This is a genomic window from Clostridium sp. BJN0013 (assembly GCF_040939125.1).
GTDB lineage: Bacteria > Bacillota > Clostridia > Clostridiales > Clostridiaceae > Clostridium_B.
Genome location: NZ_CP162495.1, coordinates 2,997,933 through 3,012,798 on the forward strand (window position 1 = coordinate 2,997,933; position 14,866 = coordinate 3,012,798).

Sequence of the window (14,866 nt, forward strand, 5' to 3'; positions counted from 1 at the left end):
ATAATTTTATACCACAATGAATATTTTGTAAAAAGCACTCAAAAAAGATACTAAATTTGCATGTCCTTTAACTTTTTAGACAAACATATAATTTAGTATCTTTATAAATATATAAATACAAATTACAATTTTTTAGAAGCCTCATATGCCAGAGGAGATCTTTCACATTCATCATGCTTTAAAGTAACCTGATAACAAAGACTGCTTCCTTTCATTTTTTCTGATGCATAACATAATCCATTGGATCTGGAGTCTAAAAATGCCTGATCTATTTGTTCAGGATCTCCCACTAATAATAGTTTAGTGCCAACCCCCACTCTAGTTATAATGGCTTTCACCTGCTTAGGTGTTAAATTTTGCGCTTCATCGATTATAAGCCAATTTCTAACAATAGAACGCCCTCTTAAATACCCTACAGCTTCTGTGGTTATAATTCTTCTATCAAATAGTTCATGGATCTTGTCCTCTAATTCTTTCTCATTTTTATATCTTTCCTTTTCGTCTGAGTCCACCAGTATTTCTAAATTATCCAAAATAGGCCTCATAAAAGGGGATATCTTCTCCTGCTCTGTACCTGGAAGGAAGCCTATGTCTTCATCCATGGTAACATTGGGCCTGCAAATTAGCATTTTTCTATAATTTTCTTTATTTTCCTCTATTATATTATGAAGTCCTACTGCCAGTGAAAACAAAGTTTTTGCTGTTCCTGCAGGTCCTTTTATTATTACAAGAGGTGCTTTATTGGCATCTGTGAGCAGTGCTTCCAGCATAAATTTTTGCCCTACATTTCTGGGAGTTATACCCAAAGGTGTACTATCTTTAAAATAAAGTTGTACAATTTTTTTACCATCAAATCTTCCCAAAGCGGTTTGTTTAGGATTTTCAAGACAATGTATTATAACAAATTCATTAACATATAAGGTTGGGAAAAAATATTCCTCAGTACTCTCATCATAACAGCTAACTTTATCCAGTTCTATATATTTATCTTTATAAAAATTTGTTATATTGTCCTTCGAAGTATATACATCTATCCTGCCTGTATATTGGCTGTCATCTTCTGGCACAACTTTTTCATAAAAATCTTCCACATTTATATTTATTATATCGGCTTTAATTCTTTCAAAAATATCCTTGGTTATCAAGCAAGTATTTTCTCCTCGCTCCTTAAGACCTTTACATACTTGTATTATTCTATTATCCGGTTTGCTTCTGTCCCAAGCTGGTGGTATCTGAGTATCATAATGATTCATCTCAACCCTAAGCTTTCCACCACCTGGCAGCTCTACCCCTTTATTAAGCTTTCCTTTTTTTCTAAAGTAATCTATTAATCTAGCTGCATGTCTTGCACTAACTCCTAGATCGCTTTTATCTTTTTTAAAATCATCTAATTCTTCTAATACAACTTCAGGTATAACCACATCATTATCTCCAAAAGATAGCATAGCTCCAGGTGAATACAGAATAACATTTGTATCTAAAACATATGTCTTCTTCAAATCCATTCCTCCCCTCTTCTAATATTATAATATATTCATTTAAATATATAAATGTATTTATTTTTACAAAAAAGTTATATCAGACTAGTGAAGAAGCTAGAAATACTCATAATATATAAAGAGCATAGAATAACTTCTATGCTCTTGAAAATACTTCTGTAAGTCCCGCTATAACTCCATCTTTGACTTCTGCTTTTAATTCTACGAGCCATTCAGGAGATAAAACTAAAACAGTTCCATCTTCCTCATCAAAATTAAATTCATCTACATTATATTTCTGCAGTTCCTCTGGAATACTTAGGACATTAATAGCCTCCGTTTCCTTACCCATTAAAAATTGGTTCACTTTTTCTTTTAATTTATCATCCATAACTTACTATACCCCCTTTGTTTACTTTATTGTAAATTTTTTCCTTTTGTTTGTCAATAGTTTTTATCTTTTTTATATATATATTTTCTTAAAATAGTTGCTATAATATAAGTAATCCCATAAAAATAAATATAATTGACTTTTCAATGAAAGGATATTTAATATGATTGAATTAATTAACGTAACTAAAAGTTATAGTAAAAAAATAAAAGCTGTGGATAATCTAAATCTCACTATAAATGACGGAGAAATATTTGGCTTTTTAGGACATAATGGAGCTGGAAAGACAACCACACTAAAAATGATAACAGGTATATTACATCCTGATGAAGGTGATATAAGACTTAATGGCATAAATATAGAGGACCAGCCTATCAAAGCTAAGATGCAATTAGGATATGTCCCTGACAATCCTGACATGTTTTTAAGACTTAAAGGTATTGAATATTTAAACTTCATGTCAGATATGTATGAAGTTCCTTCAAATATAAGAAATAAAAGAATTGAAGATTTATCCAAAAAACTTGATTTATATGATACATTGGATGATAAAATTCAAAGCTATTCCCACGGAATGAGACAAAAAATCGTTTTAATAGGAGCTTTGATTCACGAGCCTCCCATTTGGATATTAGATGAACCAATGACAGGACTTGATCCAAAGGCATCCTTTGTACTTAAAGAAATGATGAGAGAACATACAAGTGCAGGAAAAACAGTATTTTTTTCTACACATATTTTAGAAGTGGCAGAAAAAATTTGTGATAAAGTGGCCATTATAAATAAAGGCAGAATTTTATTTAGTGGTACCCTGGATGAAATGAGAGAGCATTTCAAGGTTAACCAATCTCTTGAAAGTATGTTTTTGGAGCTTACAGAAAATGAATAAATATATTTCTCTTACAAAAGTATTTTTTAAGAATGGTTCCTCAAACTTTTTAAAAGATAAAAAAGGTTCTCTCTCAAAAACTATAAAACAACTGCTGCTTTACGCTGTAATAATAATTTCACTACTGCCCCTTGCCAGTACGTTTGGAGTAGCAACTACAACCTCTTATGACATTTTAAAACCACTACATCAGGAAGGTATTATCTTATCTGCTGCCATGTCAATTTCAAGTGCCGTTATATTTGCCTTTGGTATATTTTTTATAATATCCGTGTTTTATTTTTCTTCTGATGTTGACAATATTCTGGTACTACCGGTTAAACCCTGGATAATTTTAATATCAAAATTTACCATAGTTTTAATATATGAATATCTCACTGAAGCTATAATACTTATGCCTGTTATGGCAGCCTTTGGAGTAAAAAGCAGTGCAGGATTGATTTATTATATATATAGTATAATAATATTTTTAACTCTACCTATTGTGCCTCTGATAATTGCAGGATTAATTACCATATTGATTATGAGATTCTCAGGCTTTACTAAAAATAAAGACCGCTTCAAAACCATAGCTCAAATAGGCATTTTAATCTTTGTACTAGGTATAAATTTGATATTACAGAAACTAGGAAAAGGATTTTCCAGTGGTGCAGATATGGCTAAACTTCTTGCTCAAGGGAATAATTCACTATTAAAATCCTCCTCTAAACTATTTATTAACATAAGATATGCTGTAGAATCACTTATAAGTGGCAGCAGTTTGGCTGGAATATCAAATATGCTTTTATATTTACTGACTACAGCAATACTTTTAACAGTATTTATAATTTTTTCAGAAGCTTTTTATATAAAAGGTGTTATAGGAATGAATCAAATTCAAGCAAAACATAAAATACTAACTTCTTCTGAAATAACTAAAAAATCTGCTAAAAAATCCAAAGTATTAACCTATACAATTAAGGAACTGAACATTTTATTTAGAACACCTGTATATTTTATGAACTGTGTAATTATGAATTTCATATGGCCTTTATTTTTTATTATACCTTTAGTAAGTCAAAAAAATTTCATCAAAAATTTCACATATATGCACAGCTATTTTAATGTCATAATGTCAAATAATATAACATCAGGTATTTCTATATCCATAGTTTTTGGTGTATCTTTAATGCTTTCAGTAATAAATCCTATTGGATGCACTGCAATTTCAAGAGAAGGAAAAAATATTTTTGTAAATAAATACATTCCTATGGACTATAAAAATCAATTGCTGTCCAAAACACTGGCAGCTTTTATAATAAACTTTTCAGGTATTATGCTTATAATTTTATTAATTACCATTATAGCAAAACCTCCTTTATATATTTTTATTATAATATCTCTACTATCAATTATAGGAACTATATTTTCAATTTTTTTAGGTATAATTATAGATCTTAATTATCCAAAACTTAACTGGGATAGTGAACAAAGGGCAGTAAAACAAAATTTTAATGTCCTAATAAGTATGATTTTAGGTTCACTTATCACTGGAATAGTAATATTTTCTACTATACAATTTCACATACCTTTTTCTGTAATACTACCTTTAATTATTATAATATTTTCAATTGCAGATATTGTATTATATAAAATAATAACTACAAAAGGAGTTGTTCTTTATAAAAATATTGAATAAAAAACAGACACTGGTAATACCAGTGCCTATAAGGCAATAATGCGTTTTTAAGGGGTATAACATTATTTTATTTTTACTGTAAGCTTTATTCTTACATAATTACATTTTATAAACTATTTATGACAATATAGTGTCACATTAATTAACATTTTATAAAGGTAAAATTTAATTATTGCACTAAGTTTAAAAGTGCTTGATAAAAAATTGGAATAAATATGGCAGGAAGCAAATTAGCAACTTTTATTTTTACTATGCCTAACAAATTAAATCCAAGCCCTATTATTAAAAGACTTCCCACTGCAGTCATATCCGTAATCACAGATTGAATTAAAATTGTTTTTAATCCAAAGGCAGCAATAGTTATAATTCCCTGATAAATTAAAACAGAAATAGAAGAAATCATTACACCAATACCTAGAGAAGAAGAAAAAATTACTGATGTTATACCATCTAACATGGATTTTGCAAAAAGTATTTTATTATTCCCTTCAAGTCCACTTTCAAGTGATCCTACTATGGCCATTGAACCTACACAGAATAAAAGACTTGCAGTAACAAAACCCTCTGAAATTTTTACATTCTTGTTTTTAAATTTATCTTCAATTTTATTTCCAAGCCTTTCAATCCTATTATCAATATCTATGACTTCTCCTATAAATCCTCCTATAACCATAGAAGTTATAATCAATATAACATTAGAACTTTTAATAACTCCCAATATTCCTATGTAAATTATGCAAAGCGATAATCCTTGAATAACTGTATTGCTTATCTTCTCAGATATGCCCCCTTTAAATAAGAGTCCAACTAAACTGCCTCCAACAATAACTATAAAATTTACAATAGTTCCAATTAACACCCAACATTCCCCTTTTTAAATTTATTAAGAATAAATCAATCCTGAAAATTATATCATATAATCCATACTTTAGATATATATTTACAACATAAAAAAGGATAAACTCTAAGGCTTACCCCTTTTAATCAACACAACATCATTGTATTTTAAACTTTTGTACTATTTCATTGAGATTTTGTGTAATTTCCGACTGGCTCTGAGCTGTTAATGCTACTTGTTCTATTTCTCTTGTAGTCCCGTTTATCCTATCTCTTATCATTTCTATACTTTCACTGGATTTTTGAGCAGTTGATGTCATATTTTGTACTGCATCACTTACCTGATTTATTGTAGCTGCAAGTTCTTCAGACATAGATGCTATATCTTCGGACATTTTATTTACAAAATCAGAATCATTGTAATACTTATTTCCTGTATTTTCTAATTTTATAAACTGAGGATTTACACTTTCATTTATAAATTTCAATACTTGATTGCCATTTTTAGATAGATTTTTAAAAGCCTCCTGAACTTTTACAATAGTATCCTGAATACCTGTTACTGCCTGAGAAGATTGTTCCGCAAGCTTTCGCACTTCTTCTGCAACTACTGCAAAACCTCTCCCCTGTTCTCCTGCCCTGGCTGCTTCTATAGCTGCATTTAAAGCAAGTAAATTTGTCTGTTCTGCTATACCTAAAATAGTATCTGCCATAACCTTTATATCATCTACTACTTTTCCATCTTTAATCGATTGTACCATATTTTCTCTATTTTCTTTATATAGATTTCTCACTTCTTCAAGAGATGCTTTGCCATTTTTTTGAACTTCCATAGCCCTTTGTTTTGACTGACTGGCATTATTACTTCCTTCCGTGGCCTTTTCAGATAATTCATTTATACTGGAATCTACTTCCTCTACAGAAGCCGTTATCTCTTCAGAAGAAGCACTTGTTTCTTGAATTCCCCCATATATATTATTTACTTCATTATCTATATCTTTAATTTTTGTAGACACTCCTTCTATAGTTGCATAAAGCTGTTCACTGGATGCGCTCATGTCCTGGGTATTTTCCACAATAGTTCTAAGAAGATGATTCACATTTTCCTGTGCTGTATTTAATGCAACTCCTATTTCCCCAAATTCATCCTTCCTAGTTATAGAAATAGGTAAAGAAAAGTCATATATAGATAGTCTCTCTGCAAAAGATCTTATTTTTATTAAAGGCTTATTTATGTGAATTGACATAACTGATCCTAGAGCTACCGCAAGTAATAATCCTATAATAACTAATACTATCATAATTTTATTTGACCTTGCATATATCGAGTTAGTATCTAAATTAAATGCCTTTGCCTGATTAAGATTCTCATCTATAAGTTTATTCAGATTAGACATCATTAAATCTCCTGATATAACCAGACTTTGATATTGTTTATTTGCCTGTTGAAAATCCCCTTCATCTACAAGTTTTATAATGTTTTCTCTTAAAACTCTGTAGGTTTTAAGCTGAGATCTATATGTTTCCCACACTTGTTTTTGTATATTATTTATAGGAATTTTTTCATAAGCTACTATGTACTTCTCATTTTTATTAACATTAATTTGAATATCATTTTTTAGATAACTTTTTCTGGACTCATCTTTTACATAAATAAGTTCTACAATATCATTTCTGGATTGAATTAAATTTTTATTCATATCTGTTAACATATATACACCAAGCAGTTCATTATTATACATGCTCTGAGAATTTGTATTTATTGTCCTTAATGAAGTTATTTCTACTATACCAATTACACCTATTAACACAGCTACAATAATAAAAGATAAAGTCAATTTTACTCTCACTTTAATATTCCTTAAAAATCTCATTATATTTCCTCCCTGATTTACACGTTAAAATTTTACAAAAATGTTTCATATACTTGTCCATACAATTATTTTTCCGGTTTTAGCATTAACATGATCCCCCTTTTAAATTATTGTTATACTTTGTTTCAAATTTTATATATAATAGTTATTTCGTCCAAAACTACAATTTATTTCTACAATACTTTGTATTTGTCAGTAAATTTTCTAATTCTTTTTTGAAAGAGGTTTGCTAAAATAATAGCCTTGAATTATATTACAGCCTAAATTATTAGGAATATATATTTGTTCTTTAGTTTCTACTCCTTCCACAATTATTTTGCAATTTAAAGATTTTGATGAATCAATTATATTTCTAATTAAAATTTTACTTTTTTCATGTTGTATATTATCTACAAATAATTTATCTATTTTCAATGTTTTTACAGGCAGTAAAACTAAATAACTTAAGGAGGAACATCTACTTCCAAAATCATCAAGAGCAATACTTATATTACTCTCAAGAAGCTGATTAAATATTTTTATGCTATTCTCACATATTTCTAATAAAGTTCCTTCTGTTATTTCTAATTCAAGTAAAGAAGGAGAAACATCATATTTTGTACACAAGGCTAACAGCTTACTCTTAAAGTCACTCCTCTTTAATTGGATAGGAGATATATTCACAGCCACACTACTAGCTGGATTCCTTTTTCTTCCCATTTATGTATTGTACATATTACTTTATCCAAGACCCAATTTCCTATTTCAATTATATATTCATTATGTTCCATAATGGGGATAAATTCTTCTGGAGAAACACTTCCCAGTTTTTTATTATTCCATCTTAAAAGGGCTTCAATTCCTACAATTCTATTACTGAAAATATCAATTTGTCTATCAAAAAAATATATCGATTTTTTCCCTGTTTTTAGAATTATCTATTGCAAAATAACAATATTTTAATAATTCATAACTATCTGATCCATGCTTGGGAAAAATTGATACTCCTATAGTAACTGTTATATAAACTTTATAATTCATTATTTTAAAAGGATCTTTAAAATATCTATGTATTTTATTACATATTTTCTCCACATCCTTCATGGTATTAAACTCATGAACTAATATTGCAAATTCACTTCCTCCTATTCTTCCTAATTCACTATATTTATTAAGAATTCTAATGATTGATTGGGCGAACAACATTAAAATTATATCTTCCACATTATAACCAAAAATAGTATTTAAGCTTTTAAAATTATCAATATTAATATAGATAAGTGCTACCCTCTTATTATGTAGTTTGTCCATATTTAAGGAATTATCAATTTTCTTCAGGAAAAATACTCTATTGGGAATATTAGTAATTTCATTCCAATTTTTACTTAGTTTATCTTCATTGACTTCTGACATCATTTCAGAAAATAATCTACAACATCCAGATTCACCTTTTAATATTCTGCCTTTAATTAAAACCCAGGTTGAATCCTCATTTTTCAATCTAAAAGTACTCTGATAAAATAATTTATTACCATTAATATACTCATATAGATCCTTTATTGCTAATTCCTTATCTTTTTCATAAACTATATTATTAGTAAATTCATCCATATTCCATTCCCATATACCATAATCTGCACCATTTAATGCGCGCCTATAGATTTTATCACATTCCATTTTCTTGTGATAATATTTCTTAAGTTTATTCATATTGACATCCTTTTATCTTTCTTATACTAAAATATTAAGTTATGTTATATAAGCTAATCTAAATTCCCTATATTCTACATTTCCATCATTTATTAAAATATCAATTGACACAAAATAAATATTTTGTATTATTATTTTGGTTATGAATATACTTATTTCATAAAAAATACTCTATAGTAAATATTAATAATATATTTATTTATATGGATATAATTAAATATATTGAAATACATCAAACAAATTCTATGTCCAGTGATATGAACTTCAATTGGCATCCTAAAAATTATCATAAAAAACACCTTTTAGGCAAAATTCCCGGAAGATGTCATATAAAAAATGGGCGCAATAGCCGTCTATGAATACTTGTGCTTTTTTGAAATTATGTAGTATTAAAACTTCTGCCACATTTGGCTGTCACGATAAGATGGCGACCCTGACGTAAGGACAGTAAAAAGAGAAAAATTAGCAAGGAATAAAGTACCATAAAAAAGGGATAAAAAACATAGCCAAGCTCTAAAATATAAATTGAATTGGCAAAATAAAAATGGAGGGAAAAGAAGAAATAAAATATATTAGAAATATAAAAGCCCTAAAGAAAAGTGCAAAAAAGTTCAATGGGGGTTTTACTGAGTGCTGAGGAATATAAATGTAATTTAGCGGTATGCAGGGCAGAAGAAACCACGGATACCTGGCACATAGTGACCAATATGGATAGTAAAAAGGCTGTTAGAGAATATAAAAAAAGATTTATTATAGAAGAGAAGAATAAGGCAGCTAGAATATACAGTTTATTCAGAAGTGGATTAATCTGGTTCAACAGATGTTACGATTCAGAGTAATTATAAAAGGTTCCTACAGCCATCCCAGCTTTTTTTGTAATCTCAGATACATTAGTATCCTTAAAGCCTTTTTCATTGAACAATTTCTTTGCACAATCGTAAATCAGTATTTTTTTATCTTCCACAGGTATGCCTCCAGACTTTATATAAATAATTAAATGAATAAATATAATATTTTTCGTTCATATTGTAATATATAAAAAGAATTTGTCAAGGCTTTATACCATAGGGATATCAGGAATAATTTACGCCAGCACTCATGTACCATAACTTTTGATTACAGCACACACTATGTATTAAACTATTTCGGACATACCTTCAATATATTTTAGTTGTGGTTGGCAAATCCACTTTTATTTTACATTGAAGTTTTTCTTTTTTCCACTCATATATAGGCTTCTCGAAATCACAGGTAGGACCTGTATCTAAATACAAAAATAAAAGCTCTGGAATCAACCAGAGCTTTTTATCTAAAAGTTTCTCACCAGTATAAATCATACTTTATATTTCATCTTGTATACTATATTATATACTGAACTTTTATAAATAGTTACAATTTTACTATAAATTTTGAAAACAAATTTGTTTTTATTGGTTAGGCTGAGAAAATAGTAGAGCAAAATCCAATTAATGCTGGAATATGAGTTTTATAAGTAAGCCATTGTTCTATAAAAATAACTATAAATAAGGCTGTCACTGCAAAATCAATTCCCTTGGTATTAAATTTTATCAATAAGCCTGCAAATGATCCAACAATTGTACCTACTATCCAGTATATATTTGATTAAAAAAAGCAATACAAAATAAAAACCAATTACTATTAACACCTTCAGGTGTTTTTGAAGAACACAATAATGAATATGTTTCGTCTGTGAGTGAAAAAATCATATACATTTTTTTCTTTCCCAAAAATTGCCCAAAAAATTATATCCTGACTTTTCAAACAACAATCCAAATGCCATACCTACTGAAAGGTAGCCCAACATAACTGGTATTGTGGCTAAAAATGCAGATTTGATTATTTTTTTCATGTAAGCGTCTCCTTTTATCACTCCTTATTATTTTATAATATAGCGTAATTTTTATTTAAGGAGATACTCATGGAAGATATAAAATTAATAATTGGCACAAATTTAAAAAATATAAGAAAAAAAAGACAGCTTACTTTGGAAATGCTTTCAAAACTTACAAATGTAAGCACAAGTATGTTAGGAGAAATAGAACGTGGAATTACAAATCCCACCATTACAGTGCTCTGGAAAATAGCCGATGGTCTTAAGAGCCCTTTCACAGATTTAATAAATGAAGAAAAACCTCAAATTTCCGTAATTTATAATAATGATGCTAAAACTATTATTAATGAATCAGGATTCAAATTATTTTCATTATTTAATTTTGACCCTGTAAAAAAAATAGAAATATACTATAAAATTTCAGAAGTTGGTTCATCCTATGAGTTCAAAGGCCACGTTGTTGGTATAGAAGAATATATAATGATTTGTGATGGAATAATGAATTTACAAATTGGCAATAAAAACTATATCCTATCTAAAGGAGATATATATCATCGTTATAAAAATGAAGGAGATTCACCATTAAGTGCATATATGATTTTATACTATGGAGTTACTTAAATATGTCATACTGCTATTTTAACCATTCCCATTAAAACATTATATCTTCATTAAGTGATCAGTTAGCCTTCCCCCTATACTAACTTGTAACTATATTATTTATTATAATTACATATAATAAACTTATGTTGTAACAATTAAAATTAACGGAGGGCGATAAAATGTCTGATACTAGTAAAATGGTAAAACAAATTTTAAATAATCAGGAAAAATTTCAAAGAATACAGGAAAAAATTCAAGAAGACATTAATTTAATTAAAATACAACAAAAAAAATACGAAGAAATATTATTTTCTCTCAAATCTACTCCAGAATTTCATAAACCTCATGTAGATAATTTAACACATAAAAACTATTTTTACTCTATAACCCCGAAACAATGATAATTATAATAGGAGAGGTAGTGTCTCTCCTATTCTTTAACTACTAAAGCATACTATTAAAATTTTAAAAGATCTTTTGCAAACTCTTTAGCTTTTTTAAAATCATTATCATTAGGTCTGCCCTTTGCAATTCCTCCAAATAATTTAAATGGTCCAAAGGTATCATAGCCTTTACATGTAAAACTACCAATAACTTCAAAGTTTTTTTCTTTTAGTTTTTGTTCTACTAATTTATTATATTTAATTCTGCCTTGTCCACTTGTAGAAAATACAAATGCTTTTTTATGAGACATAATTTTTAAGTTATCAATAAAATTAAGAATATTTTTATGTAATTTGCCATAATATATACCTGAGCCAAACCCTATCAAGTCATATTCATTTAAAGCATTTAAATTTACATCATTTATTTTTCTTATGTCTCCATTTAATGCTTCCCCTATTATTTTACCTATTTTTTCAGTATTACCATGATGTATGGATTCATATATTATTAGAGTTTTCAAATTTGTAACCTCCTTACTATATTAATATTTAATAGGGTTTGCGAAACGCTATAACCCGCATAAATGCGGTATATTTTTTGTTGTAAAATAGAATAACTCCTCACTGATTTATGGTAAAATTGAATTGCCAAGAAACAAAATCACCATATACCTCAGAAAGGAGTTATATACTTATGATACCATATAAACAGCTTTCTTTGGCAGAAGTTTTTTCTGATTGCAAAGAAAAATTTGAAAACAACAAGCCCCAGTTTCTTTCTTTACTTGAAGATACTATTGATCTGGATGATTTAGTTCCAGTTTCTTTTATAAATCATTTTTATGCTTCTACTGGAAGACCTCGTAAATATACACTTTATGCCATGCTTCGTGCTTTGATTTTGCAGCGTATTTTTTCTATTCCTACAGATTCCCTTTTGATTATTTTTCTTAAATATTCAAAAGAGTTGAGGGATTTTTGCGGTTTCACCAAAGTTCCTGATGCTTCTAAATTCACACGCTTTAGACAAGATTTTATTTTGGACTTACAATCAATGTTCCATAATCTTGTTAATATTACTGAGCCAATATGTCAACAAATTGATAAGAACCTTGCTTCTATGACTATCTTTGATACTTCTGGTATTGAAGCTTTCGTCACTGAAAACAACCCTAAATATGCTAACCGCATCATAAAACAACTTAAAGCTTTTAAGAAGACACATGGTCTGGATGATTCTTATGACCCTTATAAAGCTGCTTACAGGGCTATGCCTTCTCATGCTGCAGCTAATCCAGCCATCCAGCAGATGTACATTAACGGTCATTTTTGTTACGCTTTTAAATTTGGCATTGTAACCAACGGCCTTGGTATTGTGAGAGATATTTCATTTTACAACCAAGATTTCCTTAAAACTCATCCAGATATCGTTGTTGAGAAAAAATCCAATTCTCCTGATGAAGATAAGTCCCTTGCTGATTCTAAAGCACTTATACCTGTCCTTAAGGATTTTTTTGAAAAACATCCTTTGATAAATCCTAAAACTTTTTTAGGTGACGCTGCTTTTGATAGTATTGAAATTTATCAATATCTTTTTCAAGAACTAAAGTTTGAAAAAGCATATATTCCACTAAAAACTAAGCTTGCACCAGAAGAATCCGATTGTCCTTTGAATGAAGATGGTATTCCATGCTGCCCTCATGATCATTCACTACCCATGAAGCAAGAAGGCAGCAAATCACACTTACGCTCAGAAATTCCAACAATGAAATTCGTTTGCCCTAAAATGAAATGGATTTATAATAAAGAAACGAAAAAGAGTAAACGAAAAACTCTTTGTGAAGATCCTTGTACTAAATCATCTTGTGGCAGAATGTTCTACATTTATCCAGAAAAAAATTTGCGTGCATACCCAGGAACAACTCGTGGTTCCCAAGATTGGAATTATACTTATAAAATTCGTTCTACTGTTGAAAAAAGCATTGGACATTTTAAAAACAGCTATTGCATTGCAAACCGTAGAACACAAAATGAAAAAACTCTTCATGCTGACTTACTTCTTTCAGGCATAACCCAGCTAATAACAGTTGTTATAGCCAATAAAATACACAAGCATGAATATATCAGAAGTCTAAAACCATTAATTGCATAAATATCAGCTATTTTTAAATTTTAGAATTAATCATGGTTCTATTTCTTGCACCCTTTTTTTCTATTTAGCCATTACAAATCAGGAAAATCACCTTTAATCTTCTAATTATCTTTTTTGAAATTCCCCCTACTCCTCAATTCATTTTTATCAGTGAGTTTCGCAATTGCCTATTAATATTTAATTTCTATATAGAACAAAAAAATCCTTCCCGTTAATATTTTAATAATAAACTACCCGCTTTATTTTATTAAAGTCTTAAGTTATAATATCAAGTAATTCTAAAGTTCAGGTGGAATTTGCTCATAAGAAATACTTTTCTCCATTTGAACCTTAGAGAACTCATCCAAGGGCGTAACAGTGCTCATTCCCCCACTTTGAAGAAGCTAGGGGTGTTAGCTAATTGCCACCTTCGGATAAAAACACATAATTTATAAATTTAAAAAAATTATTTTAAAGGAGGACAATTTATGTATAAATTCAATGAAATTAAACCTGAAGAATTAAATAAAAATGCCTTTCAACTTATAGGCAAAGATTGGATGCTTATTACTGCTGAAAAAGATGCTAAAGTAAATACTATGACTGCCGCTTGGGGAGGTTTAGGTGTTATGTTTGGTAAAAATGTAACCTATATTGTTATAAGGCCCCAACGTTATACTAAGGAGTTTGTAGATAACTCAAGTACCTTTTCTTTATCCTTTTTAGATAATAGCTTTAGAAAACAATTAAATTACCTAGGAACTACATCTGGTAGAGACGAAGATAAAATTTCAAATTCTAATTTAAGCATTAACCATGAGAATAATACCCCTTATATTGGAGAAGCAAACCTTGTAATTATATGTAGAAAATTATATGCTCAAGATTTTAGTTCTAAACATTTCATCGATACTCAATTAGATAAAAAATGTTATCCTGACAAAGATTATCATACTTTATATATCTCTGAAATAGAAAAAATTCTTATTGGCAAATAATTGTTTGATGTATTTACGACAATAAAATAGAGAGATTAATTTCTCTCTATCAAGTGATTC

17 protein-coding genes and 1 pseudogene are annotated in these 14,866 nt (G+C 28.9%); 7 read left to right on the plus strand and 11 right to left on the minus strand.

The annotated features are described in order from the left end of the window. Positions 1–122: 122 nt before the first annotated feature. Positions 123–1,499: a PhoH family protein gene (locus AB3K27_RS15400; RefSeq protein WP_368488280.1), complete on the minus strand. Its 1,377-nt coding sequence runs from the start codon at positions 1,497–1,499 to the stop codon at positions 123–125. 136 nt (positions 1,500–1,635) lie between these two features. Further along, positions 1,636–1,869 carry a hypothetical protein gene (locus tag AB3K27_RS15405; RefSeq protein ID WP_368488281.1) on the minus strand — a complete coding sequence of 78 codons (234 nt, stop codon included), beginning with the start codon at positions 1,867–1,869 and terminating at the stop codon, positions 1,636–1,638. A 163-nt stretch (positions 1,870–2,032) separates the two neighbouring features. Between AB3K27_RS15405 and AB3K27_RS15410 the strand changes: the two genes are divergently transcribed. Together AB3K27_RS15410 and AB3K27_RS15415 are read left to right on the plus strand one after the other, a co-directional pair. Continuing rightward, the gene (locus tag AB3K27_RS15410; protein WP_368488282.1) at positions 2,033–2,758 is read left to right on the plus strand and encodes an ABC transporter ATP-binding protein; all 726 of its coding nucleotides are present in this window, start codon (positions 2,033–2,035) and stop codon (positions 2,756–2,758) included. Beyond that, entirely contained in the window at positions 2,751–4,436 is a 1,686-nt protein-coding gene (locus tag AB3K27_RS15415; protein ID WP_368488283.1) for a transporter, read from the plus strand. Before AB3K27_RS15410 ends, AB3K27_RS15415 begins: the two co-directional genes overlap by 8 nt. A 169-nt stretch (positions 4,437–4,605) precedes the next feature. On the opposite strand, the gene AB3K27_RS15420 is transcribed toward AB3K27_RS15415, so the two are convergent. The 5 genes from AB3K27_RS15420 to AB3K27_RS15440 form a co-directional block, all read right to left on the minus strand. Further along, entirely contained in the window at positions 4,606–5,295 is a 690-nt protein-coding gene (locus tag AB3K27_RS15420) for a DUF554 domain-containing protein (protein WP_368488284.1), read from the minus strand. Positions 5,296–5,431: 136 nt separating this feature from the next. Next, positions 5,432–7,147 (minus strand): methyl-accepting chemotaxis protein, encoded by a 1,716-nt coding sequence (locus tag AB3K27_RS15425; protein WP_368488285.1) that lies wholly within the window; start codon positions 7,145–7,147, stop codon positions 5,432–5,434. A 204-nt stretch (positions 7,148–7,351) separates the two neighbouring features. Next, the gene (locus AB3K27_RS15430) at positions 7,352–7,846 is read right to left on the minus strand and encodes an EAL domain-containing protein (RefSeq protein WP_368488286.1); all 495 of its coding nucleotides are present in this window, start codon (positions 7,844–7,846) and stop codon (positions 7,352–7,354) included. Beyond that, on the minus strand, positions 7,807–8,064 hold the full coding sequence (locus tag AB3K27_RS15435; RefSeq protein WP_368491257.1) for an EAL domain-containing protein: 258 nt from the start codon (positions 8,062–8,064) through the stop codon (positions 7,807–7,809). Before AB3K27_RS15435 ends, AB3K27_RS15430 begins: the two co-directional genes overlap by 40 nt. Continuing rightward, the gene (locus AB3K27_RS15440) at positions 8,024–8,836 is read right to left on the minus strand and encodes a diguanylate cyclase (protein ID WP_368488287.1); all 813 of its coding nucleotides are present in this window, start codon (positions 8,834–8,836) and stop codon (positions 8,024–8,026) included. The genes AB3K27_RS15435 and AB3K27_RS15440 overlap by 41 nt, the downstream gene beginning before the upstream one ends. A gap of 614 nt (positions 8,837–9,450) precedes the next feature. Between AB3K27_RS15440 and AB3K27_RS15445 the strand changes: the two genes are divergently transcribed. After that, a complete protein-coding gene (locus tag AB3K27_RS15445) occupies positions 9,451–9,675 on the plus strand; it encodes a hypothetical protein (protein ID WP_368488288.1) in 225 nt (74 codons plus the stop codon). Here AB3K27_RS15445 and AB3K27_RS15450 read toward each other — a convergent pair. From AB3K27_RS15450 to AB3K27_RS15460, 3 genes are all read right to left on the minus strand, one after another. Continuing rightward, complete coding sequence (locus AB3K27_RS15450) at positions 9,660–9,800, minus strand: TetR/AcrR family transcriptional regulator (protein WP_368488289.1); 141 nt, start codon at positions 9,798–9,800, stop codon at positions 9,660–9,662. The genes AB3K27_RS15445 and AB3K27_RS15450 overlap by 16 nt on opposite strands. Before the next feature lie 193 nt (positions 9,801–9,993). Next, entirely contained in the window at positions 9,994–10,173 is a 180-nt protein-coding gene (locus tag AB3K27_RS15455) for a hypothetical protein (protein WP_368488290.1), read from the minus strand. A 386-nt stretch (positions 10,174–10,559) separates the two neighbouring features. Beyond that, positions 10,560–10,706, minus strand: a complete 147-nt coding sequence (locus tag AB3K27_RS15460) for a hypothetical protein (RefSeq protein ID WP_368488291.1) — start codon at positions 10,704–10,706, stop codon at positions 10,560–10,562. 69 nt (positions 10,707–10,775) lie between these two features. Here AB3K27_RS15460 and AB3K27_RS15465 point away from each other — a divergent pair, with 69 nt between their 5' ends. Then, positions 10,776–11,309 carry a helix-turn-helix domain-containing protein gene (locus AB3K27_RS15465; RefSeq protein WP_368488292.1) on the plus strand — a complete coding sequence of 178 codons (534 nt, stop codon included), beginning with the start codon at positions 10,776–10,778 and terminating at the stop codon, positions 11,307–11,309. Between the two features lie 161 nt (positions 11,310–11,470). Next, positions 11,471–11,692, plus strand: a complete 222-nt coding sequence (locus AB3K27_RS15470; RefSeq protein ID WP_368488293.1) for a hypothetical protein — start codon at positions 11,471–11,473, stop codon at positions 11,690–11,692. 56 nt (positions 11,693–11,748) lie between these two features. Here AB3K27_RS15470 and AB3K27_RS15475 read toward each other — a convergent pair whose 3' ends face one another. Then, positions 11,749–12,198 carry a flavodoxin family protein gene (locus AB3K27_RS15475; RefSeq protein WP_368488294.1) on the minus strand — a complete coding sequence of 150 codons (450 nt, stop codon included), beginning with the start codon at positions 12,196–12,198 and terminating at the stop codon, positions 11,749–11,751. Between the two features lie 173 nt (positions 12,199–12,371). Here AB3K27_RS15475 and AB3K27_RS15480 point away from each other — a divergent pair. Then, a pseudogene (locus AB3K27_RS15480) lies at positions 12,372–13,749 on the plus strand (transposase). 547 nt (positions 13,750–14,296) lie between these two features. Next, entirely contained in the window at positions 14,297–14,806 is a 510-nt protein-coding gene (locus AB3K27_RS15485) for a flavin reductase (protein ID WP_368488295.1), read from the plus strand. Positions 14,807–14,866: the final 60 nt, after the last annotated feature.

Excerpts from the sequence above, each read along its gene's own strand:
- AB3K27_RS15485 (WP_368488295.1), top strand. The coding sequence starts at position 14,297 with ATGTATAAATTCAATGAAATTAAACCTGAAGAATTAAATAAAAATGCC.
- AB3K27_RS15470 (WP_368488293.1), top strand. The coding sequence starts at position 11,471 with ATGTCTGATACTAGTAAAATGGTAAAACAAATTTTAAATAATCAGGAA.
- AB3K27_RS15415 (WP_368488283.1), top strand. The coding sequence starts at position 2,751 with ATGAATAAATATATTTCTCTTACAAAAGTATTTTTTAAGAATGGTTCC.
- AB3K27_RS15460 (WP_368488291.1), bottom strand. The coding sequence starts at position 10,706 with ATGAAAAAAATAATCAAATCTGCATTTTTAGCCACAATACCAGTTATG.
- AB3K27_RS15425 (WP_368488285.1), bottom strand. The coding sequence starts at position 7,147 with ATGAGATTTTTAAGGAATATTAAAGTGAGAGTAAAATTGACTTTATCT.
- AB3K27_RS15410 (WP_368488282.1), top strand. The coding sequence starts at position 2,033 with ATGATTGAATTAATTAACGTAACTAAAAGTTATAGTAAAAAAATAAAA.
- AB3K27_RS15430 (WP_368488286.1), bottom strand. The coding sequence starts at position 7,846 with ATGGGAAGAAAAAGGAATCCAGCTAGTAGTGTGGCTGTGAATATATCT.
- AB3K27_RS15455 (WP_368488290.1), bottom strand. The coding sequence starts at position 10,173 with ATGATTTATACTGGTGAGAAACTTTTAGATAAAAAGCTCTGGTTGATT.
- AB3K27_RS15405 (WP_368488281.1), bottom strand. The coding sequence starts at position 1,869 with ATGGATGATAAATTAAAAGAAAAAGTGAACCAATTTTTAATGGGTAAG.
- AB3K27_RS15465 (WP_368488292.1), top strand. The coding sequence starts at position 10,776 with ATGGAAGATATAAAATTAATAATTGGCACAAATTTAAAAAATATAAGA.
- AB3K27_RS15445 (WP_368488288.1), top strand. The coding sequence starts at position 9,451 with ATGGGGGTTTTACTGAGTGCTGAGGAATATAAATGTAATTTAGCGGTA.
- AB3K27_RS15440 (WP_368488287.1), bottom strand. The coding sequence starts at position 8,836 with ATGAATAAACTTAAGAAATATTATCACAAGAAAATGGAATGTGATAAA.